This is a genomic window from Maribellus luteus (assembly GCF_003576475.1).
Classification (GTDB): Bacteria; Bacteroidota; Bacteroidia; order Bacteroidales; family Prolixibacteraceae; genus Draconibacterium; species Draconibacterium luteum.
Genome location: NZ_QWGR01000009.1, coordinates 59,316 through 85,068, shown reverse-complemented (window position 1 = coordinate 85,068; position 25,753 = coordinate 59,316). Strand labels below are relative to the sequence as shown.

General features: G+C 41.1%; 21 protein-coding genes. 12 read left to right on the top strand and 9 right to left on the bottom strand.

Annotated features, from left to right (window positions below):
- Positions 1 to 45: 45 nt before the first annotated feature.
- Together D1614_RS15655 and D1614_RS25580 are read right to left on the bottom strand one after the other, a co-directional pair.
- Positions 46 to 1,536: an OmpP1/FadL family transporter gene (locus D1614_RS15655; RefSeq protein WP_119438907.1), complete on the bottom strand. Its 1,491-nt coding sequence runs from the start codon at positions 1,534 to 1,536 to the stop codon at positions 46 to 48.
- A gap of 48 nt (positions 1,537 to 1,584) precedes the next feature.
- Positions 1,585 to 3,036 (bottom strand): DUF3300 domain-containing protein, encoded by a 1,452-nt coding sequence (locus D1614_RS25580; RefSeq protein ID WP_147384258.1) that lies wholly within the window; start codon positions 3,034 to 3,036, stop codon positions 1,585 to 1,587.
- 97 nt (positions 3,037 to 3,133) lie between these two features.
- Here D1614_RS25580 and proS point away from each other — a divergent pair, with 97 nt between their 5' ends.
- Positions 3,134 to 4,609 (top strand): proline--tRNA ligase, encoded by a 1,476-nt coding sequence (gene proS, locus D1614_RS15635; protein WP_119438903.1) that lies wholly within the window; start codon positions 3,134 to 3,136, stop codon positions 4,607 to 4,609.
- Between the two features lie 95 nt (positions 4,610 to 4,704).
- On the top strand, positions 4,705 to 5,391 hold the full coding sequence (locus D1614_RS15630) for a hypothetical protein (RefSeq protein WP_119438902.1): 687 nt from the start codon (positions 4,705 to 4,707) through the stop codon (positions 5,389 to 5,391).
- Between the two features lie 92 nt (positions 5,392 to 5,483).
- Here D1614_RS15630 and D1614_RS15625 read toward each other — a convergent pair whose 3' ends face one another.
- Positions 5,484 to 5,894, bottom strand: coding sequence for a hypothetical protein (locus D1614_RS15625; RefSeq protein ID WP_119438901.1), 411 nt, complete (start codon positions 5,892 to 5,894; stop codon positions 5,484 to 5,486).
- Positions 5,895 to 6,143: 249 nt separating this feature from the next.
- Between D1614_RS15625 and pepT the strand changes: the two genes are divergently transcribed.
- The 3 genes from pepT to D1614_RS15610 all read left to right on the top strand — a co-directional run bounded on the left by pepT (position 6,144) and on the right by D1614_RS15610 (position 9,536).
- Positions 6,144 to 7,367, top strand: a complete 1,224-nt coding sequence (gene pepT / locus D1614_RS15620; protein WP_119438900.1) for a peptidase T — start codon at positions 6,144 to 6,146, stop codon at positions 7,365 to 7,367.
- A gap of 15 nt (positions 7,368 to 7,382) precedes the next feature.
- Entirely contained in the window at positions 7,383 to 8,720 is a 1,338-nt protein-coding gene (gene tilS / locus D1614_RS15615) for a tRNA lysidine(34) synthetase TilS (protein WP_119438899.1), read from the top strand.
- Positions 8,721 to 8,903: 183 nt separating this feature from the next.
- The gene (locus D1614_RS15610) at positions 8,904 to 9,536 is read left to right on the top strand and encodes a histidine phosphatase family protein (protein WP_119438898.1); all 633 of its coding nucleotides are present in this window, start codon (positions 8,904 to 8,906) and stop codon (positions 9,534 to 9,536) included.
- 108 nt (positions 9,537 to 9,644) lie between these two features.
- Here D1614_RS15610 and D1614_RS15605 read toward each other — a convergent pair whose 3' ends face one another.
- The 4 genes from D1614_RS15605 to D1614_RS15590 all read right to left on the bottom strand — a co-directional run bounded on the left by D1614_RS15605 (position 9,645) and on the right by D1614_RS15590 (position 13,863).
- The gene (locus D1614_RS15605) at positions 9,645 to 10,280 is read right to left on the bottom strand and encodes a trimeric intracellular cation channel family protein (protein WP_119438897.1); all 636 of its coding nucleotides are present in this window, start codon (positions 10,278 to 10,280) and stop codon (positions 9,645 to 9,647) included.
- Between the two features lie 335 nt (positions 10,281 to 10,615).
- Positions 10,616 to 12,085 (bottom strand): sialate O-acetylesterase, encoded by a 1,470-nt coding sequence (locus D1614_RS15600; RefSeq protein ID WP_119438896.1) that lies wholly within the window; start codon positions 12,083 to 12,085, stop codon positions 10,616 to 10,618.
- A gap of 240 nt (positions 12,086 to 12,325) precedes the next feature.
- Complete coding sequence (locus tag D1614_RS15595) at positions 12,326 to 12,673, bottom strand: DUF488 domain-containing protein (protein WP_119438895.1); 348 nt, start codon at positions 12,671 to 12,673, stop codon at positions 12,326 to 12,328.
- 167 nt (positions 12,674 to 12,840) lie between these two features.
- On the bottom strand, positions 12,841 to 13,863 hold the full coding sequence (locus tag D1614_RS15590) for an META domain-containing protein (RefSeq protein WP_119438894.1): 1,023 nt from the start codon (positions 13,861 to 13,863) through the stop codon (positions 12,841 to 12,843).
- 298 nt (positions 13,864 to 14,161) lie between these two features.
- Between D1614_RS15590 and D1614_RS15585 the strand changes: the two genes are divergently transcribed.
- On the top strand, positions 14,162 to 15,631 hold the full coding sequence (locus D1614_RS15585) for a glycoside hydrolase family 130 protein (RefSeq protein WP_119438893.1): 1,470 nt from the start codon (positions 14,162 to 14,164) through the stop codon (positions 15,629 to 15,631).
- A gap of 3 nt (positions 15,632 to 15,634) precedes the next feature.
- Positions 15,635 to 16,279 carry a CPBP family glutamic-type intramembrane protease gene (locus D1614_RS15580; protein ID WP_119438892.1) on the top strand — a complete coding sequence of 215 codons (645 nt, stop codon included), beginning with the start codon at positions 15,635 to 15,637 and terminating at the stop codon, positions 16,277 to 16,279.
- Positions 16,280 to 16,283: 4 nt separating this feature from the next.
- Here the strand turns inward: D1614_RS15580 and D1614_RS15575 are convergent, their stop codons facing one another.
- Positions 16,284 to 17,009, bottom strand: a complete 726-nt coding sequence (locus tag D1614_RS15575; protein ID WP_119438891.1) for a DUF6320 domain-containing protein — start codon at positions 17,007 to 17,009, stop codon at positions 16,284 to 16,286.
- Between the two features lie 9 nt (positions 17,010 to 17,018).
- Complete coding sequence (locus tag D1614_RS15570; RefSeq protein ID WP_119438890.1) at positions 17,019 to 18,317, bottom strand: condensation domain-containing protein; 1,299 nt, start codon at positions 18,315 to 18,317, stop codon at positions 17,019 to 17,021.
- Between the two features lie 344 nt (positions 18,318 to 18,661).
- Here D1614_RS15570 and D1614_RS15565 point away from each other — a divergent pair, with 344 nt between their 5' ends.
- The 5 genes from D1614_RS15565 to D1614_RS15545 all read left to right on the top strand — a co-directional run bounded on the left by D1614_RS15565 (position 18,662) and on the right by D1614_RS15545 (position 25,703).
- Positions 18,662 to 20,563 carry a PAS domain-containing protein gene (locus D1614_RS15565; protein WP_119438889.1) on the top strand — a complete coding sequence of 634 codons (1,902 nt, stop codon included), beginning with the start codon at positions 18,662 to 18,664 and terminating at the stop codon, positions 20,561 to 20,563.
- 88 nt (positions 20,564 to 20,651) lie between these two features.
- On the top strand, positions 20,652 to 21,278 hold the full coding sequence (locus D1614_RS15560; protein WP_119438888.1) for a response regulator transcription factor: 627 nt from the start codon (positions 20,652 to 20,654) through the stop codon (positions 21,276 to 21,278).
- A 371-nt stretch (positions 21,279 to 21,649) separates the two neighbouring features.
- Positions 21,650 to 22,873 (top strand): T9SS type B sorting domain-containing protein, encoded by a 1,224-nt coding sequence (locus D1614_RS15555; RefSeq protein ID WP_119438887.1) that lies wholly within the window; start codon positions 21,650 to 21,652, stop codon positions 22,871 to 22,873.
- Between the two features lie 58 nt (positions 22,874 to 22,931).
- A complete protein-coding gene (locus D1614_RS15550) occupies positions 22,932 to 23,966 on the top strand; it encodes a PorP/SprF family type IX secretion system membrane protein (RefSeq protein WP_119438886.1) in 1,035 nt (344 codons plus the stop codon).
- 72 nt (positions 23,967 to 24,038) lie between these two features.
- On the top strand, positions 24,039 to 25,703 hold the full coding sequence (locus D1614_RS15545; protein ID WP_147384256.1) for a phage tail-like protein: 1,665 nt from the start codon (positions 24,039 to 24,041) through the stop codon (positions 25,701 to 25,703).
- The last annotated feature ends 50 nt before the right edge of the window (positions 25,704 to 25,753 follow it).

The following is a 25,753-nucleotide window of genomic DNA, read 5'->3' as shown; positions in this document are numbered from 1 at the left end:
GGTGAAAACACCCCCTTTCTGATTACCACTTAACTGAATTTTTGCCTAAAACCTGAATCCAAGCGTAAGCAAAATATTTTGATTTGTATTATCTCTTTTTACTTGGTAATAGTTGGGTTGAACACTGCCATCTGATATTTTTGACAGGCTGCTGGTATAGGCAACGTTTATTGAGAATGCATTTACCGTGTAACCAAAACCACCCGAAATTACCGAGGTATTATCGGTTAAAGTAGACTGGTCATCCAAAATGCTTTTAAACGGATTGCCATAGTTTTCGTACCCGGCTCTTACCGCAAACTGATTGGTAAGTTTATACTCAGCACCGATTCTCAGGTTCATTACACTGTTAAAGTGGTTACTCATAACAGAGTTCAAATCATTGAAATTGTCCGCTCCGTTGCCACCTCTTCTGAAACGCATGGAACCGTAATCCATATATTCTGCGTCGACACTGATAAGGCCTCTTTTATTGAAAATGACAGCTCCGCTCATGACCACTTTCAGAGGAGTGTTGAAATCATAACTGTAACGGTTTACTCCATAATTAGAGTGATTTTCTTGTAGTTGTGATTCCATACTTAAGGTTGATTGTTCATCAATGTTGTAGAAAGTAGGAGAGTGGAAGGCAAGTCCTAAGCGAACGTTTTGTGCCGGCTTGTAAATAGCCCCAATTTTAAAGTTGAATCCACTGCCATCCATGTAATAATCATCCCAATAGCGGAAAGAATTATTGTCTAGTAATAATTCCTCATACATGGAATTACTTTCATACTGAATATCATGAAACCCGATGGTGGCCCCCAGGTAAAAATTATGATTGAAATTCAGACCCAGATTAAAAACATATTCATCGATGTGTCCTTCCTGCGAATAAGTTTTAAATTGGTCAACTTTTTCTCCATCTAAAAGTATATTTTGGTACTGACCATCGATTTTATTTCCTTCGTTGTCACGAGCATAATCAATCAGGTAAGTATCAAAAGCCAGTTTTGTTGTCCAGTCGCGGTATTGAATAGCTCCGATCTCTTGGTCAAGATAGGAGTGAGCTAAAGCTTCACTATTGGCATAAGCATTAATATCATCTATCCAGGAAACTCCCGACTGACTAAAGTTGGCAAAGGCGTTATTATTAAAATTGGCCAAACGGTTGTAGCCAATACCATAATTTACGCTAACAATTCCTGCTTCCGAACGGTTGGTTTTAAAGGTACCTATCGCTCCAACGTTATTCAAACTGAAGTTTTGGTCGTTATCGGAGAAGGTATTTCCTCCCATTGTCATTTTCGACTTATTGATATAGTACCCGGGAGTTATTACAAACTCGCCCGTTTGGTAAATGGCGCTTCCCGCAGGGTTAATACTCAGCGAAGTGAAATCGCCACCCAGTGCACCAAAAGCATTTCCCATACCAGCCGACCGCGCAGTACCCTGAATCTGGTTATACGACATGCGAAATGCATCGGCAAAATTCTGGGCCATCACAAAACCTGGTAATACAAGTAAGATGGCTATTAAAACGGAATATCGTTTCATGGCATTCGTGTTTTTATGATTCTTTACTTCGAATTACGAGGATCGCAATTATCTACGTCCTCCACTTCTGGAAGATGATCCGGAAGAACTTCTGCTTCCCGAGCTGCTACTTCCTGATGATCTGCTACTGCTTCCTGAACTGCCCGAAGAGTAAGATGATCTGGAAGAAGATGAACTACTACTACCGCGGTAACTACTGCTGCTACTACTACGTGATGGCGTACTGTAGCTGCTTGACTTTGTAGAACCTGAAGATGACGGAGCCCTGTAACTTCTCGAAGAACTTCCACTGCTGGAACTTCTGTTGTAGGTAGAACTGGATCTGTAAGTTCGGTTGTAAGAAGACGAAGAACGCGGAGTGGTATAGCTATTACCGCTATTACCTGATTTAGTATTGCTTACTACTCTTGGTTTCGAATAATCGCTTCTTACACTTGAGCTTGAACTGGGTCTGGTATAAACCCTGTTTTGAGAAGAGCTGCCAGGACGGGTATAACTTTGCGTGCTGGAACTATTCCCACTGCGTACGGAGCTGTTTGTGCTACCAGTGTTTCTTCTTGTATATTCTGAAGATGTACCGCTTCTTCTTCCCTCAGTAAGAACTCCTGATGAGGAGCCTGATTTGAGATCGCGTGTACCTGAATTTCTAACATTTGTACCGGTTGACCTTCTTCCATCAGTAGTGCCGCTTTTCAGATCACCAGATGCAGTGGTTCTTCTGCTTCCTGAAATAGCAGAGGCATCGCGCGAGCCAACACTCCGGGCTACACTTGAACCGGTGGTTGTACGTCTTCCGTATCGGTAATTATCTCTGTTAACTGATACTCCTCCAGGGTAATAACCATCATTCCAATGACCTCCGTGCCAATGGCCACCCCCCCAGTATCCACCTCCGTACCAGGGGTATCCCCAACTGTAATAAGGTGAGTAATAACTCCATGGACTATACCACCAGCTGTTGAAACCCCAGCCCCAACCCCAATTCCAGGATAGAGACCAGGAAGGTCCGTAAGAATAATAAAAGGGATCGTAATAAAACGGGTCGTAATAAGCCCAGCTATCCCAGTAAAACGGATCGTAGAAATACGGGCGATGGAAGCGACGGATGCGATAAGCATAATCGAGTTCATCGCCGTCGTAATAATTGTTGATGACGTATTTCATTTCGTCATCGTTATAATACACGGTGGTGTCGCTGTCCTGCAATTCCATTTGATCCATGTTGTATCGCAAAACGTCAGCATCTTTTTCGGTGCCGTCGAAAATGTAATTGTTCATGGTTGATTCATCGTCATTTCTTTCGATCTGACTAATGATCAAGGCATTTCCTGATTTTTCTGCCGGCTGAACGCTGGGCTCTTCCACTATACTTACCGGAGGAGGTACGTCGCCAGGAGTGAAGTAAATATCATCGGTGTAGGAACTGGAAACGTAACTCCCGGTGGTGCAAGCACCCAGGAAAAGTGCCAAAACCCCTGCTATTGTTAATCTTGATTTCATAACCTATCCTCCCTTTATTTAATGTCAATAATAATTACTTTCTTTGTAAGCTCAAAATTTAAATAACAAAAACAAAATCTGTACCAAAGATTTGATTATGGCTAAGGAACTTACTTCGCGGAGCGAAAATTATTCACAATGGTACCAGGATCTGGTGATAAAAGCGGATCTCGCAGAGAATTCGGCAGTTAGAGGGTGCATGGTAATAAAGCCTTATGGATACGCCATTTGGGAGAAGATGCAGGCTCAACTCGATAAAATGTTCAAAGATACAGGGCACGTGAATGCCTATTTCCCTTTGTTTATCCCAAAATCTTTTTTTAGCAAGGAGGCCGACCACGTGGAAGGTTTTGCAAAAGAGTGTGCCGTTGTAACGCATTATCGTTTGAAGGTTGATGAGGAAAATGGTGGCGTAGTGGTAGACCCGGACGCCAAACTTGAAGAGGAACTAATTGTTCGTCCGACTTCGGAAACCATTATCTGGAATACGTACAAAAACTGGATTCAGTCATACCGCGATCTTCCGATTCTGATCAACCAATGGGCGAACGTAGTACGCTGGGAGATGCGTACCCGCTTGTTTTTGCGTACGGCCGAGTTCCTGTGGCAGGAAGGTCACACAGCCCATGCTACCAAACAGGAAGCGATCGAGGAAACAGAGAAAATTATTAATGTTTATGCCGAATTTGCCGAGAAATACATGGCAGTTCCGGTTGTAAAAGGGTTGAAGTCAGCCAATGAGCGTTTTGCCGGTGCCCTGGAAACGTATTCGATTGAAGCGTTGATGCAGGACGGGAAAGCTTTGCAGTCGGGGACTTCTCACTTTCTTGGGCAGAATTTTGCCAAAGCATTTGATGTAACTTTTGCCAACAAAGAAGGCAAGGAAGAGTATGTTTGGGCTACCTCATGGGGAGTATCCACACGTTTGATGGGAGCTTTGATTATGGCTCACTCTGATGACAACGGATTGGTACTGCCTCCAAAACTGGCACCTTACCAGGTTGTAATTGTTCCGATCTACCGGCAACTGGAGCAGCTCGCTACCATCAGCGAGAAAGTGGATGAGATCATAGACAAGCTGAAAGCAAAAGGCATTTCAGTGAAATACGATAACAGCGACAACCGGAAACCGGGCTGGAAATTTGCCGAGTATGAGTTGAAAGGCGTTCCGGTGCGTTTGGCACTTGGCCCGCGCGACCTGGAAAACGGAACCATCGAAGTGGCCCGCCGTGATACGCTGGAGAAAACCTCTGCACAGCTTGACGGAATAGAGGAATATGTTGAAAAGCTTCTGGAAGATATTCAGGCTAACATTTTCAAAAAGGCCTACGATTACCGGGAAGAGCACATCACCAAAGTTGATTCGTGGGAGGAGTTTAAGGATGTACTGCAAAACAAAGGCGGATTTATTTCTGCTCATTGGGACGGAACTCCTGAAACCGAAGATCAGATCAAAGCAGAAACCAAGGCAACCATTCGTTGTATGCCTTTGGAATTCGAACCCGAAGAGGGAAAATGTGTATACTCGGGTAAACCATCTGGCAGAAGGGTTCTTTTTGCACTCGCATACTAAAAAGAATATACTTAAAAACATAGGGAAGCAGCTGAAAAGCTGCTTTCTTTTTTTGACGGCTTTTGCTATTTTTATCCGTCAAACAACAGGCAAACATGAAAGACAAAGAAATCAGAGCCTCGTTTCTGGAGGCACTGGTAATTAAAACCAGCGTAAAACAGGACGTTTACAACAATACGGTAAACACTTTTACCATAATAAAAAAGGTACTTTCGCAACTCGAAAGGGATTATCACAAAGCCGTTCAGGGGAGGGTGCCGCAGACTTCTTTGCCGTATTATAAAGATCGTGGCCCGTTTGAGGCAGAGTTTAAAGTAGCCGGAGATCTATTGTTTTTCAGTATGCATTCCAATGTTTTTCAGTTTGACGATAAACATCCCGTGTGGAATACTCAATACTTGAAAGACGATCCGATGTGTTCGTATTGCGGGACCATCAATATTTATAATTTTCTGGCCGATTCATTCAAATACGACCGGATGAACGATATTGGCTACCTGGTGGCACGAATTTTTGTCAACAAAGACAACCACTTTTTTGTAGAAGGAAAGAATCAAACAGATGAAGTGGTCAAGGATTTTGCCATCGATACGATTTCCCCGGGAGTACTGCGCCAAATCATCGAAACAGCCATTCAGTTCAGCATTGAATTTGATCTTTTGTTGCCACATTACGACCAGGTAAAAATGGCTACTGTAGAACAGATGAGACAAAAAATGAGTCACTCAAAAATGTCGACAGGAAAGCGGCTGGGCTTTACCTTTAGTTCCGACGATGTTTGAAAGCTTTGTCCAATTTACGTTAACTAAAGCATAATTGGGGGAAACATTAAGAATTCGTTTTGGTACTTTGTCGTTGAGAAGAATAATCGAGCCTAAAACTCTGATAGTATTTTATCAATTGTTGCAAGGATATCTTTCATATCGTTTTCAAAAGTTGCTTTGAAATTTTCCCAGTCTTCCTGCTTGATATTTTTAATTTCATGCATTCGTTTATTGATCGAAGCTTGTTTTACCTCAAATTCATCCAAAGCTGCATTCTGGGCATCGGTTAACTTTTCTCCGTTTTTAATTTTGTCATTCAAATCTCTTACTTTCTGGTTAATATTTGCCAGTTCTTCGTTTGCTTTGGCAAGCAAATCGCAGTGAGCCTGATGAAGTTCTTCACTTATCGTATTTTCAATGACATTCGACTGTTGATCACTTTTCTTTTGAGAGTTGTTACTACAAGCCGAAAGTATCACTATACAAATTCCTGCGATAAAGATCCATTTTAGCTTTTTCATGGTTAATTGAATTTTAGTTGATTTTTATGTTAGCTATTACGTGCTTTAAGTAGGATGGTTGTGGTTTTTAATATGTTTTATAGTTAAGTTTTACAGCATTTTTTAATCCGTTTTACGAAGTATGCCGTCTGACCTTTTTTGCTCAGGATTACTTCATTTACCGGTTGCAGTGAGGGGTGAAAAATAGCCGCTGGTGTTTTTAATTTGTATATTTGAGGCTTACAAAATTCAAGAAAAGATATTAGTGATATGGAAAAAGTAGTGGAACGATTTATCAGCTATGCCCAACAATATACCACCTCCGATCCGGAAAGTACCTCTTACCCAAGTACCAGCCGTCAGCTTGATTTTATGAAAAAGCTGGTGGAAGAACTGAAAGGAATCGGTTTGGAAGAGGTGGAAATGGATCAATACGGTTATGTAACGGCTACCATTCCGGCTAATGGTGTGGATGATTGCCACGTGGTGGGTTTTATTTCTCATGTGGATACCAGCCCTGATTTTGCAGGGGAAAATGTAAAGCCGCAGATCATTGAAAAATACGATGGCTCGCCGGTGAAATTAAAGAACGGTGTGGTGATCGATCCCAAAGATTTTCCTGAAATTCTGAATTACAAAGGACAAGACATCATAACTGCTGATGGAACCACCTTGCTGGGAGCCGACGACAAAGCAGGAGTGGCTGAAATTGTAACGGCTGCCGAAATCATCCGCAATACCAAAAGCTTTAAACACGGAAAGATCAGGATTGCCTTTACTCCCGATGAAGAGATCGGAAAAGGAACCGACCATTTCGACGTGGAAAAGTTTGGGGCCGATTTCGCCTACACCCTAGATGGCGGGGAAATTGGTGAGTTGGAGTTTGAGAACTTCAATGCGGCGGGTGCCAAAATAACAATCAGCGGACGGAGTGTGCATCCCGGAGCGGCCAAAAATAAAATGGTGAATGCATTGCTGGTGGCACACAAACTTGTGGGCATGTTACCGCCTACCCAGCGCCCTGAACATACCGAAAAGTACGAAGGTTTCTTTCATTTGCTATCCTTGAACGGAAATGTGGAAAAAGCTGAACTCCAGTACCTGATCCGTGATCACAGTTCCGAAAAATTTGAGGAAAAGAAAAAACTGCTGAGAGAAGTGGTTCAGCTGATTAACCTTGAATACGGAAAAGAGGTGGTGGATCTGAAAATGGAAGACCAGTATTACAACATGCGGAAGAAGATTGAGCCGGTAATGCACGTGATCGACATTGCAAAAGAAGCAATGAAACTGGCAGATGTAGAACCCAAAATTAAAGCCATTCGCGGCGGTACCGACGGGGCACGTTTGTCGTACGACGGGTTGCCTTGTCCGAATGTGTTTGCTGGCGGGCACAATTTTCACGGCCCCTTTGAATTTGTTCCGGTCGCTTCGATGGTAAAAGCTGTGGAAGTGATTCTGAACATTGCACAATTGGTGGGGAAATACAAATAAGAAAATAAATACGCGGTGCTAAAAAACTTTATTCAAAATATTAAAGAGAAAGGACTGATTGCTCCCGATGAGCGCGTGTTACTGGCAGTTAGTGGCGGTATCGACAGCATGGTTCTTTTACACCTGTTTGAACAATCGGGTTTTGAATACGGAGTGGCGCACTGCAACTTTCGGCTACGTGGTGAGGAGTCGGACGGAGATGAACGTTTTGTAAGGGAATACGTGCAAATGCACGGAATTCCCTCGTTTTTCGAAACCTTCGACACCGAGGAATATGCCCGGATCAGTGGTATTTCCATTGAAATGGCTGCCCGCGAATTGCGTTATGCCTTTTTTGAACGAATCCGGCGGGAGAACAACTACGACAGAATTGTAACCGCTCATCACCAGGACGACCTGATCGAGACGTTTTTCCTGAACCTGTCGCGAAAAACGGGTATAAAAGGGTTGACCGGCATCAAGGAAAAGTCGGGCTACCTGATTCGCCCCCTCTTGCTGGCCGGAAGGGCAGAAATTGAACAATATGCTGCACAAAATTACCTCGACTACCGTGAAGACTCTACCAATAACGAAGTGGTGTACCAGCGTAACTTTTTGCGGCATAAAATTCTTCCATTGTTTAACGAATTGAATCCCGCTTTCAAAAAGAACCTGCTGGCGAGTATCGACAACCTGCGTGATGCCGAACAGGTATACACTTCGGTGTTAAACCGCGATAAGGAAGAAGTGGTGGAAGAAACAAACGATGAAATGCGGATTGACATTGAAAAGCTCCGCACCACAGAGTTTCCTCACTTACTCTTGTTGGAGGTGCTTTCGCCTTTGCATTTTAACCCTTCGGTGATTGATGAGGTGTTTCAAAGCCTCGATGCCGAACCCGGTAAGCAGTTTTTTTCGGCCACACACCGCTTGGTAAAAGATCGTGCATTTTTGTTTGTGGCGCCCATTAAAGAGCCGGGCGAGCAGCTTTACTACATCGAAGAAGCCGATATGGAGTTGTTTGAACCTGTTCAGTTGAGTATTGAAAAAACGGTAGCGGCTGGTTTTAAGATCGTCAAATCTCCCGATGTGGCTTGTATCGACCTTGATACGATTCAGTTTCCGCTACTGATACGAAAGTGGAAACAGGGCGACTATTTCCAGCCACTGGGAATGCAGGGTATGAAAAAGATAAGTGACTTTTTTATCGATCAAAAAATTCCTTTGCACGAAAAGGAAAACACGTGGTTGCTGTGCAGTGGAAAGAAAATTGTCTGGATTATGGGTCACCGCCTTGACGACCGCTTTAAAGTGACAAACAAAACTCAAAAGGTGCTGGTATTCCGGAACCTATCCATAAAGAGTTTGTTTTAGTCGAAACTCCACACTAGATACATACGGCACCATAACTAGTAACTTCCACTGTCCAATATTTTAAACGAGTGTCAGTCAATTTTTCGTAGGTAGGACATAACAAAAACTTGATAATATCTTCACATCGAAACTTTTCCACCACAGAAAAAATAGTTCATCTTCGCGCAGAACTTGAAAAAAAATATGGCTACCGAGATTACCATTATCCGACACGGAGAAACCATCTGGAACGTACAGCAACGCATACAAGGGCAGCGTAACAGTAAGCTGAGCGAGAACGGAATCTTGCAGGCTGAACTGGTGGCAAATGCTCTGGCTAAACGGGAATTCGATATCCTGATCAGCAGCGATTTGGAACGGGCTGTTGAAACAGCAAAAATCATCAACAAACAACTGCATTTACCTTTTGAATATAATGCCAATTTGCGCGAACGCTCTTTTGGCAAGGTCGAAGGAATGAGCTTTGCAGAAATAAACCAGCAATACCCCGTTGAGTTCCATAGCTATAAACAACGCGATCCGAAGTTTGCTTTTTCCGGCGGTGAAAGCATTGAGCAGCTTTTTAAGCGGGTAACAACCGAAATAGAAGTAATAGCCGTTAAATGTATTGATCAAAAGGTGCTACTTGTTTCGCATGGACTTGTGCTCGAAATGATGATGTACAAAACCTTTAACATCCGGCTGAGTCAGCCACGGGTCTTCTCTATCAATAATTCTTCCATTAGTTCGTTTTACATTGATGGCGATCGCTGGTTTTTAAAGGAATGGGGCGTGATTGAACACCTCGTTTCGTTAAATGTATTAAACGAACTTTAGCTTTTAAATTGTGACTTTACTTTTAGTTATAGCATAAATTTTGAAAAAGAAAGGCTGCATTTAATCCTCACTTTTCATCTTTACACGGCACGTAAACAAAGATCCACGTTACAAACGTTCTGGATCCTCATTTTCATTCACAATAATCAACGGTAGCGACCATTTGTAATAAACCGCCAGGATACGCAGCACGATAATCATCAAAACCGGGATAAGCTGGACCAGGATAAAATCGAAGCCCATTTTCCGTAATAACAAGTAGCAAATACCTCCCAGTACGGTTACTGTAGCATAAATTTCTTTTCTGAAAATAACGGGTACTTCGTTGGCAAAAATATCGCGGATAACACCGCCAAACGAACCGGTGATGGTGCCGAGGATAATGCAACTAACGCTACTGAACCCGTGTTGTAGAGCAATCTCCACGCCGGCAATGGTAAAAAGGCCCAGTCCTGCGCTGTCGAAAAGCATGATGGTTTTTCGCAGGTACGACAGTTTTTTCCGAAAGAGGATGGCAAAGATGGTTCCGGCAACAATTACATACAAATATTCAAGTTCGACCAGCCAAAAAGCGGTACGTTTTTCAATCAGCATATCGCGGATAGTACCTCCGCCTACCGAAGTAACAAAGGCCAGGATCAGGATACCAAACGGATCAAGTTTCTTTTTCATGGCGGTGAGCGATCCCGAAATGGCAAAAGCAAAAGTTCCCGCAATGTTTATGTATTGAAGTAGCGTTTCCATATTCTCAACTATTCCATCATTTTTGTCGGTACAATACCTTGTGTAAGTTACCGCGACGGACCTAAAAATCCAAAAAACGGCGAGCGGCAAAAATAATGCTTATTCCATAGAATTTTCACCCTGGTGATTTTTCCCGTTTAAAGCAGGAAAATCATAACCATCAATTGACCTTGCTTTCTTGCCACGGAAGGAGAGAGGCTAAAAACTACGTCTTGTTATAGTGGTATGGAACTTTGGATATGACTTGAGAGTAGGTGGGTAGGAACAGAATAATGGAGAGAGTGCCTGACTTTCGTCGCTTAACGAAGGTCAGGCACCAATAACCGTTCAATCAACTATTTTGATGCTTCTTGCACTTCGGCTCTGGTGGCATCGCTCCAATTGTCGGTACGGAACGAAGAGGCTGGTAGCATATTGGTGTCAAACAAGGTTCCAACAAGCCAGTTACTCCAGCCGTAACGTACTTCAACAGGGGTGGGCACCTGATCACTGGTTACCAGCACGTCTTTCCGGTTTACAATTTTTGCCTGGGCCGGATAGAACACTTTGTCGGGACCTGCGATTTCAAAGCCCTCGAGTTGGGTAGGAGTAAACAAACCCATTTCAGCATGTTTAAAATGAAGCAGCAGACCGCCGTCTTTTTCCTCTTTAGAGTCGTAAGCGGGGCCTGCACAATCAACGCTTTCGTAGCCATAAGTCTGGTTTAACGCAAAGTAGAGCAAGCGTTCGGCCACCTCTTGCTTTTGGGGAGGATGAATGCTGTACTCTTTGCCAATGTCAAGTGTTACCGCCATCCCTGAGTTGGGTATCAAATCGGCCGATTTTAACTGTGCTTCGCGGATGAATGCAGAGTTTGCATTGGTTTCATATGCTTTGTGATCGTTGTACCAATAAGGTGCAATTTGAACATAGTAGAACGGGAAATCGCCAATTCCCCAGCGAGCGCGCCAGTCTTTTACCATTGCAGGGAAAAGTTCGGTATATTTCTCCGGCTCCGTACGATTGGATTCGCCCTGGTACCACAAAGCTCCTTTAATCGTGTAAGGAATCAATGGGTGAATCATGGCATTGTAAAGGGCTGTAGGAATCTGGTTGGTCGATTTAGTGATATCTGTTTGCTCCAGGTCGACTTGCTGGTATTGGCTAATTACCTCTTTGCTGATCCATGCCTGAACGGAACTGCCTCCCCACGATGTATGAATCATTCCCACGGGAACATTCAGTATCTCCTGAAGTTGTTGTCCGAAAAAGTATGCAATAGCGCTGAAATTGCGAACATTGCCTGCATGGGCTTGTTCCCATCCTGTGTATTCCTCCAGGTCGGAAAGTGGTGTTTTGGAGCCTTTACGATTGGCGGTAAATAATCGTAAGTTGGGATTTGCAGCATGGATAATGGCTTTGTTTGCCTCAAAGGTTGGTTCGCCTGGATAGCCGTTGAGCGGCTGTTGCATGTTCGACTGTCCCGAGCAAAGCCAAACCTCCCCAAAGAGAACATTGTCGAGGGTGATGTTGGTATCCGAACTGCTTATTTTTATTACCTGGGGATCGGTTGAATCGTTGGTTTTTACTTCAATCTGCCAATTCCCATCTTTATCGGCTGTTACTTGCAGCGGAGTTGTTAACCAGCTTGCGTCGATGCTTAACTGTTGGTTGGCATCGGCCCAGCCCCACAATACTACAGTTGTGTTTCGTTGCAATACCATGTTTGACGATACAATAGCCGGAAGTTTTACCTTGGCGGTTGTTGCCTGAAAAAACAGCACAGAGAACAAAAGGGTGAAGGTTAGTTGGGTAATTCTTTTCATTCTTATTTAATGTTAGCGTTCTTAATTCAAGCCTTTAAGATCGTACATAAAATGCAATACTGCAAAACATAATAATGAATTGTTGGAAATTATTGGCCGTTATCGCTCGTATTTGGCGCAATTTGAAAACAGTTGCGATATTTCGTCTGCCGGCGGCAGGGGAATTTACTCAGAGACACAAAAAAAGTTGGGAAGTTCCCTGCGCCATCATGAAAAGATTATTTACATAGAAATGAGCGCTTAAAGGCAGTCTAACAAGGCTTTTATTACAAGGGCGTGGTTATGATTTCTGTCTTTTGCTGCATACACCAGTGTTAGCTGGTTGTGTTGCAACTCCAGTTTTTTCAGTTCTTGTAAAGTTTGTGGCTTTTGTTTGAGTTCGCGGGTGTACAAAAGTTTGAATTCTTCCCATCTGGGGATTTCGTGGTTAAACCACTTTCGTAGTTCCACAGAAGGTGCTACCTCTTTCATCCATAAATCCCATTGAGCCTCCTGTTTCTTTAAGCCTCTTGGCCATAGCCGGTCAAAAAAAACACTGAAAACTTCGTCGGGGCTTTTTTGTTCATATGCACGTCTTATCGCAATCATTTCTTATAACATCAGGTTGAAAACATACCGTGGCTGTTGTATTTTCTTATTTCAGTAACAATTGTAATCTGTTTATTCCGAAATGCCTGCGCTAATTTGTTGAGGTTTTGTTTAAAACAGTGGCGGAAATTTGCCATTTCCGGGAAATTTCCGCCAGTGAAATATCACTAATCTACTTTTCTCATAATCATCAAAACTTCTCCTTGCTTATCAAAGAGCGAAAGTTTGAGTTCCGAGATTTTATAGCTGCGAACCTTGGGAAGTAATTGGTTGAATTTGTCAGGAATGTTCATGTCGGCACACATCATCCGGGTGCCTGCCATAACGCCAAATGTCAGCTGGGTGTTGGTTAATTCCGAAATTCTCCCGTGCAGATTATTGCAGCCATCGGTTCCGGCAACTTCCATTTTTGTGCTGTTAATTTCCAGTCGCGGAAAGTCGGTTCCGTTGTCAAGGTATTTACCATCCATCCACTCGGTTACCCATAGGTCGTTTAGCAATACTTTTGGCTCGGTACCTTTCGTAAATTCAAGTAGCTCGTTTCCTGCTGCATCTTTTAGCACAAGCTTGGTATCGAGTGCTGTATAATGAGTGGCCTTGTTCATGGCTTCCATAAAAGCTGTTGCAATGGTCATATCGGGGCACATTTTTTTGGTTTGAGCCAAAGGTCCCATGTTTATTTCGTTATCGGTAATCTGTTGAAGGGTTCCTGTAAAATTGTTGCATCCGTCTGTTCCGCTGATCCGGCCTTCAAGCATATCGATATTGAGTTGCGGAATTGCACCGGCACCACGTATACGCGGTAATTTTATAATCGACCCGTTTATTTTCAGTGCATCCCAATTGCCGTTTAATTTCCATCTGGGGTCTTCTTTTTTCTCGATCACTTCTTCCAGTATATATTTTACTGAAGAAGCATCGGCAGGTACATTTTTCAGTTTTTCTTCCTTTACTCTCAGTTTGTAGACATATCCCGGTTCGTACTCAAAGCCTTCAATTTGAGTATAAAAGTTTTGCCATTCATTGTTGTTAAGTTGTTCTCCTTTTTGAACCTGAAGGCATTTCATTGGGCCTACACCTACGCAGTCAACCTCATAACTGTTTACCCAGTAAATAGATCCATTACCGCTCTTAAGGGTACTACAGGCTGTCAAAAGCAGTATCGCCCCGAATGTGAGAATTTGTTTCATGTCTTTTAATTTTAATTTGTTTCTGTTTTCTTATTTCACGTTTATTCGTCCGCCTTTGGTGATTGGCAATATAAGACTTGTTATGCTAAAACGACAACATTAAAGCAATGAAGATCGATGTTGTGAGCAATGGAGTACGAAAAAAGGACTTTTGGTATTTACACGAGTTGTTACTATGGACTTGATTACCGTATTATGCATTGATCTTAAAACTTATTTCGTAGGATGTTCATGAAATTTACAATTACAATTAATCCACTTTAAACATTACCTTTAAAAAGTTTAACATGAATAATTTATGAAGGTAGCAGTAAACAGGAAGGACATAAAATTTATACCGGATTCATCGAGGGTAATTGCACGGTTTCTTTATACCGGAGATGAAAGGGCGCTAAACACCATTCGCGCAGTGATTGAAATGTCCGAAAACTCGGTATTACAGGTGTTAAGTCCTGTATTGAGAGATTACTCGCTACGGCATAGAAATATCTCCAAAATATTTGAAAAGCATTTTAACAGGGTCGCTCATTTGCTGGAACGCTTAAAGGTTGGGCCTGATTCGCTTAGCATTTCCACAAAAATACTTATTGGCTCCTATTTTACCATGGAGTATTCGATTGAATCCGCTGCATTTTTTAACCCTTCCATTGTCGAACATCCCGATCAGTCGGAAACCGGCCCGGATGAGAAAAGAGTGATATTTAGTTTCAGAGCCACTGGCGAAGGACATATATCGTCCATTGTTTTCCGCACGGGCGTGCTGGATAAAAACAATAATCTTTCCATTGAACCGGTTGGGAAGATGCTGGAAGAAGCGGAGCACATCAGGCGATATGTCTATGAAAAGAAGTCTTTCAAAAAGAAATTAAGCGAGATGAAGGATGTGCATGCGATTATCCCCTCCGACTTAATTCTTGATAGGTTAAAGGATACATTTACTTATGGTGAACTACGCGATTGTATAAAAGAAGCAAGAAAATCGTTGCATCTTACCGCAGAAAAAGAAGCATTATTTAATCAGATTATCTGGTTGGCCTCGTCGCATTACGAACTGGACTTTTCGCTGGATACCAACATCTCTGAACGGGTAATTTTTCCGGTTTCTGCCAACGAGAAAAATGGAATTGAAGATGCGCGCTTCGTAAAATTTGTTGATGATGACGGAAAGATCAGTTATTATGCAACTTATACTGCGTATGACGGTACTACTGTGATGCCCAAAATGATCGACACCACTGATTTTTATCATTTCCGGATTTTGCCGTTGCATGGAGAAATTGCCCAAAACAAAGGGATGGCGCTTTTTCCGCGAAAAGTGAATGGTAAATATGCCATGCTTTGCAGGTTAGATGGATTCAATAATTACATTGCTTTTTCTGATAATATTTCAGTTTGGCGCAACGCAAAATTGCTGCAACAACCTAAATTTCCTTGGGAGTTTATCCAGGTAGGAAATTGCGGCTCGCCCATTGAAACATCCGAAGGCTGGCTGGTGATAACCCATGGGGTGGGCCCGATGCGCGAATATGCGCTCGGGGCATCGTTGTTTGATCTTCAAAACCCGGAGAAAGAGACTGGCCGTTTGAAATCTCCTTTGCTGATGCCCAATGCAGAAGAACGTGAAGGATATGTCCCAAATGTGGTTTATTCCTGTGGTTCGATCATTCATAACGGTGAATTGATTATACCTTATGCCATGTCTGATTATGCATCTACTTATGCAACGGTCAATTTACAAGAACTATTAAATGAATTGAAAAGCTCATGAAAAATGGGTAGTTCTATAGAAACTGACAAGCAGCGGTGGCTTGAGATTGCTGCAGTAGTTGCAACCGGTTTGCTAAAACATGTTTTTATGGACTGGTTAAACCTGCGGGCATTTTATATTGGTGTTGCCTGTATTTTTTGGTCGGTATATATTTACAAAAGATACCGGAAAAACAGGCAGATTCTTCAGCAGTGGGGCTTTCGTAAAAATCATTTTAATCGATCGTTTCTTTTTCTTACACCTTTTGGTTTACTGATGAGTGCAGCCATCGTTTGGTATGGCCTTACTCACAATGCAGTCTTTCTTAACTGGCATATTATTCCCGTTTTTATTTTTTATCCGGTGTGGGGATTGATTCAGCAGTTTTTAATGCTGTCGCTGATTGCCGGAAATTTAGTGTCCATCAGCACAATAAAACGTAGTAAAACTCAGATTATCCTGCTGACCTCTGCGTTATTTGCCTTGGTTCATTACCCCAGCCTCCCGTTAATGGTTTTTGCTTTTTTAATGGAATTGGTGTTTGCATTTGCTTTTTTCAAGTGGCGAAATCTTTGGGCTTTGGGGCTTTACCACGGATGGGTGGCGAGTTTGCTTTTGTTTTTCGTGTTGGGCAGGGATTTATGGAATGAACTGTGGACGGTTTTATGAAATTTCAGATATGAAAAAAGCGTTTCAGATCGGTTGCTTTTTTCAAGCGGTAGTGAATATAGAACAAAGGTAAGCTAACAAACAAAAAGGACACCATCACAATCAGGCTCCATCCAAAAAGCATTGAGCCCCGTGCATAAACGGATACGATTCCTTCGATGCAAATACATAACACCCCTGCTGCAATCATTGAATAAGCGATAATATTTAGCCCTTTCTGCTTTGCTTTACGGATAAAAAATATCAAAAGAAAAACAGTTAAGTATGCTGCCAATATGATGGGAACTCCCAGCTTTATCTCCCAAGCGGTGCCGCCGGCATAAACATCGAACAGCATAAAAAGGCCAGCTGCCGACAAAAAACTGAGGCCGCCCGCGAGTATGATTTTTTTGTGTAAAAATGTGTTCAAAGTAAAATTGACAAATAAAACAAGACATACGGTGGCGGGGTATCTCGACCATGTGATGCTTTGATTTCCAATAAAATCAATAAGCAAGGTGATGATTATAGCAGAAATGAGAATCAGTCCTGATATTTGCCAAAAAATTATCCTTTTTTGACGGCCGGTTAACTGCTGGTATTCTGTGAGCCGTTTTTCTTCTCTCCGTTGTTTCCCCGATCTTATGAAAGTCTTGTTGTCAGTGATAATATCAAGTAGCGGTTCTCCACATAATGAGCAAAAAATAGCATTTTCTTCGGTTTCTACCCCGCAATTCGGACATTGTACCATAACCTTCAATTAATTAGTTTTTAATTCAACCGAAACTTCTTGTTGACGCAAAAATCGCAGAAACTTTTCTTCAAATTCCTCCGAAAGTGTAATGTTGCCAAAACTCAACGTTAGGATATTGCCAAACCCGACCACGCCACAATTAATTTTCAGCATTTTGTTGGGCGGTGGTGGTGTTATTACAAAATAATCGATCAATTGGGCGGTTTCATCAGGTAAATCTACCAACCCGAGGTTGGTAAGTACCCCGCTGTACTGGCTTGTGCCCAGCGAGTAGTATTTCATTCGCAGGATCAAACTTTTAATAAATAACGGTATCCCCCTGATAAACAGTTTTCTTTCGCTTCCCACATTTCTCGCTATATTTTTATTGATCAACTTTTCATCCGTTTCAAGCTTCATCTGGTGGTACACTGTTTTAACTATTTCATCAAAAGAATAATGGCCCAAACGCAAATCAATTTCAGGCAACACAAACAACGAAAAATTCCGCATGGTTTTCGACGGAAAAATGGTTCGCAAGTTTAAAGGAACCTGCACACGAAGCCTTTTTTGTTTCTTATATTTACTGAAGCCATTCAGATCTTCATAGATTTCCTGTAAAACATACAGGTAAACCGAAGTTAGATAAACGGTTAGGCTTACTCCTCTAAATTGGGCCATTTCCTTTATTTGTTTCAGCGGAACCATTGCATAATGCCGGGTGAACCGGGAGCGCGACCTTAACGGATAAGGCAGGTGAAAGGCCTTCGACCGTTTTACCATTGGCGGAATTTCTGCCTTAAAATAGCGGTTGTAGGCATCTTCGTATTCCTCTTCCGAAATCTGATAATCTTTATCGCTGATCCGATATTCAGCAGGTATTTCAGCACCGCATTCAGCCGAATAAAGGATGAGAATAGTTTTGAAAAACTCAAGTGCCCCGGCACCATCTGTTAAAATGTGCGAACATTCAAGACTGATATTGTTCTCCTTTACCAGTATTCGAATTAACAAACTTCCTTTTTGAAATTTCCGGCACAGGGGGCGCTGATCAGGCTCAACGGGAATGTGTTGCGGAAGATGCTCAAGATAATACCAGAAAAAACCTTCCTGAAGTTGAACCCTGAAAAACGGGAACCGTTTTTCAGCCTTCAAAACTGCTTTTCGAAAGGGTTTTATTTTAACCGCTTTTTTCAATATGGCCGTCATCCTGAAAACGGCAGTATTATTTTCGTTGATAATAGCCGGATATATTTTGGCAGCATTATCGAGTGCAAACCAAAATTTGCCCGAATTTGGAACGGTATTTTTGTTGTTAGTGCCCAAATAATAAATCTTAGATTTTAAATTCCCCCTTAGTTGCTCAAATTTATGAATTAATCGCAAACCAGGCTGTCATCTGTAAAGGTGACAATTAAATGTGCGAATGATGTAACTCCTGCCTTGAATTGTGTAATGAATTTGAGGGTATTTTTCTTTCGATGAATACTTGTTGCAGGTATGCCAGAGAATCTGTATTATCTTCCATTCAGTAATTTGTTTTTGTTATTCGTTCGTTGAACTTTTATGGTTATTAAATTAACAAAACCATCTCTTAATTTTTATACCCATCTGTTCTAATTAGGGTGAAGACTTATATTTGCTTTTTTAAAAATTATTTCTCTTAGAGAATGTTAAATATAAACTATCAGCCTACTATACTTATTGTTGATGATAACCCGGAAAATCTGGACATACCCACTATTGTGCCCGATAAACTAAATGCCAAATTAGTTTGTGCCATTTCGGGTGCCGATGCGCTGGCAAAAATAGATGGAGCGGAGCTTGCTTTAGCCATTATTGATATGCGTATGCCCGACATGACGGGCTATGAGCTGGCCCTAAAACTGAATGACGGCAGAGCAAATAACAAAGTACCCGTAATATTTTTAATCGCTGATCATTTTGATCCCGAAGAGGTATTGAAGGGCTATTCTTCAGGTGCTGTTGATTACATCATTAAACCCTTTTCTAAGCAAATACTATTAAGTAAAGTAACTGTTTTTCTAGATCTTTTTAACCAGAAACAGATCATAAGTAGAAATGCAGAACAATTAAAAGAAACCCTTGAAAAGTTGACGAAGGTTAACGAGAAATTAACAGCACACGAACAAAAACAAGAAAGGGAATACTTATATAGTAAAGCATTACTCAAAAGCATACCCGGGATATATTATCTATGCACTTATCCTGAACTAAAGCTGGTTGACTGGAATGAACAGTGTGAAAGCATTTTGGGATATGATGCAAGTGATATGAAAGGAAGCTCTATTTTTGACTTGCTTTTGTTTGAAAGTAAGGAGTTGATAATGAAGGAGATTTGTAGTATTAGTGAGCATAGTCAGACAGTAATTGAAGCATCTTTGAAAACCAAAGATGGTCGTATAATTCCATTTCTGCATTCTTCGGTTAAGTTTGAGAGCGAAGGCCGGCAATACCTGATAGGAATAGGAACCAATATAAGCGAGCGAATACAAGCAGAGCAGGCATTACGTGATAGTGAATGGACATTGACCAAGGCGCAGCAAATCGCCCATGTGGGCAGTTGGGAGTATGATTACCAAACTGACCAAATGAAATGTTCGGATGAGACATTCAGAATCTTCGGATTTCAACCGGGTGAAGTAAAACCATCTCTTAAACTCTTTTATGATATGGTGCATCCGGAAGACTATCAATCATTAATGGAGAGTATTGAGGATGTTAAAAACAAACATATTCCCTTAAGTATTGACCTTCGAATACTATATTCGAATGGAGACCAGGGATTTATACACGAACAGGCAGAAATGACTTTTGACTCAGACGGTGTTCCTGCTAAATGGATTGGAACGGTTCATGATATTACGCAAAGGAAAAAAACCGAAGAAGAGTTGCAAAAGTCTTTGGAGCAACTGCATCAATTGTCGAAACACGTAGAACAAGCCAGAGAGAATGAAAGATTAAACATTGCCAGAGAATTACATGACGATTTGGGGCAGGCGCTTACTGCGGTAAAAATCGATCTGGAAATCATTAAGCAAAATACTTCAGATTCAATAGCAAAAGAAAAACTGCAAGATGTTAAAGTTTTAGTAGGCGATGCAATCCGGACAGTACAAAGGATTACTTCGCAGTTAAGACCCGAAATTATTGATAACCTAGGTTTAGAGGCCGCCATTAGTTGGTACACCGAAGAATTTTCGTTACGCTACGGCATTGAAGTGTTTCTGGATATTGAAAACGGAATTGCCATTTCTAACGATGATGCGCTACCCCTTTTCAGAATTATGCAAGAATCGCTTACTAACATCGCCAGGCACGCTGATGCAACTGAAATCGAAATTGTACTCAGGAAACAAGGTGATTTTATTCATTTTGAAGTAAGAGACAATGGAGTGGGTATCACAGAAGCTGAAGTCAATTCGAAAAAATCGTTTGGAATTATGAGTATGAAAGAAAGAACGGCTTCGTTGGGAGGCACTTTTAGCATTTCGCGTAGAGTTAAATTTGGAAGCAAAATAGTGATTTCATTTCCGATAAATAAGGGATAAAACTTGCTATTACCAAAAGCTTTTGAGGTAAGGAGCAGGATTAGTGCGAGATACGTGAGTCACCATTAAAATAAATAGTTATAGAGGAATGAATATACTAATTTGCGACGACCATAAAATTGTACGCGACGGACTACGAAGAATACTCGAACAATATAAAGAGGTTTGCTTAATTGATGAAGCAGCAAACGGACGCGAAGTACTCAAATTGTTTAGCAAAGGCATTTACGACCTCCTGTTGCTCGACATTTCGTTGCCCGACCAAAGTGGTTTGGATGTACTTCAGACCATAAAATCAAAATGGCCGGCAGTTTATGTGTTAATGTTAAGTATGCATCCGCAGGAACAATACGCCATTCGTGCTCTTACTTACGGTGCTTCGGGCTATCTTACTAAAGATGCTGCCGCCGAAGAACTGCTGCTGGCGGTAAGAGAAATATCAAAAAACGGCAAATATATCTCCCAGTCGCTGGCTCATTGCCTGGCGTTTCAGCTCAACAACGAAAACAACCAGCCAGCACATGAAAAACTATCGGATCGTGAATTTGAAATTATGATTAAAATTGCGGGAGGAAAGTCGTTAAAGGAAATTGGGACTGAACTTTGTATATCAAGCAAAACAGTTAGCACGTACCGGAGTAGGATTATGGAAAAAATGAAACTGGAAAAGAATACTGAACTTGCACGATATTGTATTGAAAATCGTTTAATTTAATAATATAAATTATTGAGTCTTTTTTCCAGGTTTAAGTTCCTGTTATTCTTTTCGTTGGTTTTTTGTCAGAACCCAAGAAAGGCTGGGATTAAAACCTTTGGAAGTTGCAAGATCACATTGGCTTCACTCTCTGTTCTTCCACTAAAACACTTTACTTTGTAAGTTTTCACCTACAATACAATCAGAATTACCCTACAAATATTTCGTCTTTGCCCTACAAACAAATTTCTTATATCTGAGCATTTTTGTATAACTTTTTTTTAAAAGAAGAGTGGTGATGGCCGATGATACAATTGAATGTGAAACCGGCTGCAACAGAAGATGGATAGCTTGTTGTTTACATAAAAAATAAGGACACATAATTTAGCATAATGATAAGGAACCCCAAAATTATCTCCCAAAACAATTTTTCAACTAAGGGTTTAGTATTCCTCTTAATTTGTATCGTATTTTTTGGTTCAGAAGCAGTTTTTGCTACCGATTTAAATGTAACCAAAACCAGCCTTAAAATTAGTAACGATGCCGGGGTAGCAATAAATGGCAGCCTTAAAATTAATAGCAATGTACTGTTTAATAATTCGGGTAATATTTATTGTACTTCAGGCGGTACGCTTGAATTAAATAGTTCTATTCAGGGAAGTGGTAATTTCTATTTGTACGGAGATGAAGATTATTCGGTATCGGGTAGTTCCGCCTTAGTTTCAAACTTGTATTTGTCACGTAAAGGCACAACATATATAAATAGCCGGTTTTTGGTAAGCAATTCACTTCACCTTACTTCGGGGCTGATTGATGTTTTGCCCGGTAGCGAGTTATATGTTGAAAATTTGTCCGCCGATGCCATTTCCTGTTCAGATGATTTAAACTCTGAATCTTATGTGATTGGAACAATCTCAAGGAATGTAAATCCATTTGATACTTATTTTTTCCCGGTGGGAGATAATAATGGTATTCGCTCTTTTTATATTGAAAGCTGTTCTTCATTGGATAAAATAAGTGTGTCGTATTTACCCGATATTGAAACAACCTGGAATGCAGCCCAAACAGAGGTGAGCCTTACTTTGCCTGGAGGATGGCAGGTTGATACCGAAAACGCGACTACTGCTTTTATCCCTGGCATGTCGTTATTCGGTGTTGATGAATCGGAGAAATATTCGCTTAGTGTATTGAATATTTCTGATTTAGAGGTACTCCCGCCTAAATTTGTAATGGATTTTAATTCCGTTTTAACCCGCGATATGCTTTACCTGTCAACCAATACTCCGAATAACAGTGGTTTGCTGGCACTTGGGCAGTTGGGAAAAATAACAAATCCAGGCATTGAAAATGAGGGACCGAAGTTGGTTAATTTTTTGGTGGTTAACGGCACGGCACGAAGTACGTTTGAAGTGCCTGGTATAAATAACTATAAACAAATTACGCTAAAAGTATTCAGTCGGCACGGTAATTTAGTTTACGAAAGCGGTAATTATAAAAACGATTTCGATGCTATTAATTATAAAGAAGGAACCTATTTCTATGAAATGAATTTGGAGAATCTTGAAGGAGAAAAAATATTAATGCGCAACATAATTGAGATCGTCGGACGGAATTAGTCCTTCCTGAATGGGACTATCTTAATAATTGGCAAATGCCAATCATCAGTTTATTATAATGGAGAAGAACAAAAGAATACTGTTTTTTAGTGGAATTATGCTGCTTTGTTGCGGGCTGTTGGTTTCTCAGCAAGCGAAAGCTCAGGATGTCCCTATGCATACACAAGGTCTGTTGCTACAGGAATTCCTAAATCCTGCATATAACTCTTTTAAAGAGAATGTATCGATAAGTTTGTATAACAGAGCACAGTGGGGCAATAAATTCAGGTATAGTCCCGAAACATATGTGGGTAATATTTTCCTTCCGATTAGAAAGACCAGACTCGGGGCAAACATAAAGGTAATTGTTGAAGATATTGGTTTGCGTAATACTACAGAGTTTAATGCAGGCTTTTGCCATAACATTAGTATCTCTGAGAAAATCCACTTAGCTTTGGGCTATAGCGTGGGATTTTTGCAAAGTTCGTTTAATGAAAACGAAATAATCTGCTATCCCGATGAAGATTTAAGTTTTTTGTTAGCCCAGTCTGATTTAAATAGAGTGTACCCAACAACCTCGGTTGGTTTATATCTTTATTCTGATATTTGGCATTTAGGGCTAAGTTCGATGACCGCCAGTTTCGGGAAAGATAAAGATGATTCTCAATATTTTCCCGGGTTTGATTTTGCCTTGGGAACAAAGTTCAAATTATCTCCATCGATTGAGTTCCGCCCAGAGTTTATTCTGAAATACTACAATGAAAAGTCGTATTCTTCAAACAATGGTGTAATTGTTAAAACAGCAACTGTGCCGATGGTTTACGACCTTGCAGCAAATTTTATCTTACGCGACAAAGTGTGGCTGGGTACCAGCCATCGTTTTGGGCAGGCACAAACGTTCATCCTCGATTTGAAAGTATTAAACAATATGAAAGTGGGCTACATCTTCGAATTGGGTATTGGCGATGGTTTAAATCAGTTCAACTCGCACGGATTACGTCTGGCTTACGAAATAATGAACCTAAAAAGTCATAAAAAAGAAGTTAAGTCTGAATCTACTGCGAGTAGAATAAACTCAGCAAAATATAAAAGCACTGCTTCAATTGCGTTCTGATAAATCTGACGAAGCATTGAGGAAATTATTATTGAAAAACAAATAAAAGAAACATAACTAAAAATAACCGTTGTGAAAAAAGTTTACCTGATATTGATAATTTGTACTCTGGGGATACCGCTTAACCTATTTGCACAGGATGGTGGTGTTAGCATTGGAAAAGGAGGAGTTGATGCAGAACGGAGTGCGATTTTGGAATTAGTGTCGAAAAGCAAAGGTTTTTTGGCTCCACGTATGACAAGTGCCGAACGAGAGGCAATTGTTGCCCCAGTCAATGGCTTGTTGGTTTACGATTCTTCAGAAGATTGCTACTACTGTTATGCTTCCGGAAAATGGAGCCATATTGGAGATGTGCAAATAAGTATAGGCACTTCCTATCCTGTCAAGGCGCAGGAAGGTGATTTTTCCTTTAATCCTGAAACCAGACTTTTATATGTAAAGTCAAGTACTTCCTGGGAGCAAGTAGGTTCTAAGAAACCTGAGTTGAAATTGGAAGGTTCTGTTTTATCGGTACGGGAACAAGATAGTGAAAGTAGCAGTTCGGTTAATCTTGCCGAATGGCTTGATCGTTATATTGATGCCTCACTTGTAAATCTTACTGCACAATATGTAAAATCTACCAACGGTGGTGTTTTGGTTGCAGGAGAATCGATTCAAACTGCTTTGGGAAAACTAGAGAAGAATCTGGAAGATGTTAGTATTAACGGAGGTGAGGCAAATACAATTATTAACTCGAATAAAACGCATATTGCCGACAATTCGCAGGCAATAAAAGATACCGCCTCGCAAATACGTGCCGACATGAACAGCAACAGTGCAGGTATCGAAGCAACATTTACCAGTTTGGAAACAAAGCTGGAAGCCGACAGCACATTAACAAGAAACTTGATTGAAAGCAATACAACAAATATTACGATCAATACTTCAGCTATTGCCGACAATTCGCAGGCAATAAAAGATACCGCCTCGCAAATACGTGCCGACATGAACAGCAACAGTGCAGGTATCGAAGCAACATTTACCAGTTTGGAAACAAAGCTGGAAGCCGACAGCACATTAACAAGAAACTTGATTGAAAGCAATACAACAAATATTACGATCAATACTTCAGCTATTGCCGACAATTCGCAGGCAATAAAAGATACCGCCTCGCAAATACGTGCCGACATGAACAGCAACAGTGCGGGTATCGAAGCAGCATTTACCAGTTTGGAGACAAAACTGGAAGCCGACAGCACATTAACAAGAAACTTGATTGAAAGCAATACAACAAATATTACGATCAATACTTCAGCTATTTCTGATCTTGAAAACGAAAAGCTGGCAAAAGCAGCAATTTTTAATGGAGATGTTACCGGAACCTACAATGCAACAGTGATTGCAAACGATGCGGTAAATTCGGCTAAAATTGATGACGGGACAATTGTTGCCGCAGACTTGAACCAGATGGCTGCCACAAATGGGCAGGTATTAAGCTGGAATGGCACCACAAGTACATGGGAGGCCACAAGTGTTGCAGCTAGATCGTATACTCAAAAGTTTGAAGAAGACGATTCAGTTCCTACAACACACTCGTTAGCTAAAACTGCAATTGTAAACGATGCGAGTAATAGTTGCAGTGTTGCACTAAACGGAGAAACTCTTGATCCGACAAGTTACACGTTTACCACAAGCACTTTAAAACTTTTAGTTCCTGTATATACTTACGATAAAGTGACGGTTACCTATTGCTATTAATAAGCAGAATAAAGAATACAAACTGGATAATTTTAAAAATACAAACGTGA

What these genes read in the sequence shown, in the direction of transcription:
- D1614_RS15590 (WP_119438894.1), bottom strand. Translation starts at nt 13,863, where the DNA reads ATGAAACAAATTCTCACATTCGGGGCGATACTGCTTTTGACAGCCTGT.
- D1614_RS15655 (WP_119438907.1), bottom strand. Translation starts at nt 1,536, where the DNA reads ATGAAACGATATTCCGTTTTAATAGCCATCTTACTTGTATTACCAGGT.
- D1614_RS25580 (WP_147384258.1), bottom strand. Translation starts at nt 3,036, where the DNA reads ATGAAATCAAGATTAACAATAGCAGGGGTTTTGGCACTTTTCCTGGGT.
- D1614_RS15605 (WP_119438897.1), bottom strand. Translation starts at nt 10,280, where the DNA reads ATGGAAACGCTACTTCAATACATAAACATTGCGGGAACTTTTGCTTTT.
- D1614_RS15630 (WP_119438902.1), top strand. Translation starts at nt 4,705, where the DNA reads ATGAAAGACAAAGAAATCAGAGCCTCGTTTCTGGAGGCACTGGTAATT.
- D1614_RS15550 (WP_119438886.1), top strand. Translation starts at nt 22,932, where the DNA reads ATGGAGAAGAACAAAAGAATACTGTTTTTTAGTGGAATTATGCTGCTT.
- D1614_RS15625 (WP_119438901.1), bottom strand. Translation starts at nt 5,894, where the DNA reads ATGAAAAAGCTAAAATGGATCTTTATCGCAGGAATTTGTATAGTGATA.
- proS (WP_119438903.1), top strand. Translation starts at nt 3,134, where the DNA reads ATGGCTAAGGAACTTACTTCGCGGAGCGAAAATTATTCACAATGGTAC.
- D1614_RS15580 (WP_119438892.1), top strand. Translation starts at nt 15,635, where the DNA reads ATGGGTAGTTCTATAGAAACTGACAAGCAGCGGTGGCTTGAGATTGCT.
- D1614_RS15575 (WP_119438891.1), bottom strand. Translation starts at nt 17,009, where the DNA reads ATGGTACAATGTCCGAATTGCGGGGTAGAAACCGAAGAAAATGCTATT.
- D1614_RS15565 (WP_119438889.1), top strand. Translation starts at nt 18,662, where the DNA reads ATGTTAAATATAAACTATCAGCCTACTATACTTATTGTTGATGATAAC.
- D1614_RS15560 (WP_119438888.1), top strand. Translation starts at nt 20,652, where the DNA reads ATGAATATACTAATTTGCGACGACCATAAAATTGTACGCGACGGACTA.
- D1614_RS15600 (WP_119438896.1), bottom strand. Translation starts at nt 12,085, where the DNA reads ATGAAAAGAATTACCCAACTAACCTTCACCCTTTTGTTCTCTGTGCTG.
- D1614_RS15555 (WP_119438887.1), top strand. Translation starts at nt 21,650, where the DNA reads ATGATAAGGAACCCCAAAATTATCTCCCAAAACAATTTTTCAACTAAG.
- D1614_RS15610 (WP_119438898.1), top strand. Translation starts at nt 8,904, where the DNA reads ATGGCTACCGAGATTACCATTATCCGACACGGAGAAACCATCTGGAAC.
- D1614_RS15585 (WP_119438893.1), top strand. Translation starts at nt 14,162, where the DNA reads ATGAAGGTAGCAGTAAACAGGAAGGACATAAAATTTATACCGGATTCA.
- pepT (WP_119438900.1), top strand. Translation starts at nt 6,144, where the DNA reads ATGGAAAAAGTAGTGGAACGATTTATCAGCTATGCCCAACAATATACC.
- D1614_RS15595 (WP_119438895.1), bottom strand. Translation starts at nt 12,673, where the DNA reads ATGATTGCGATAAGACGTGCATATGAACAAAAAAGCCCCGACGAAGTT.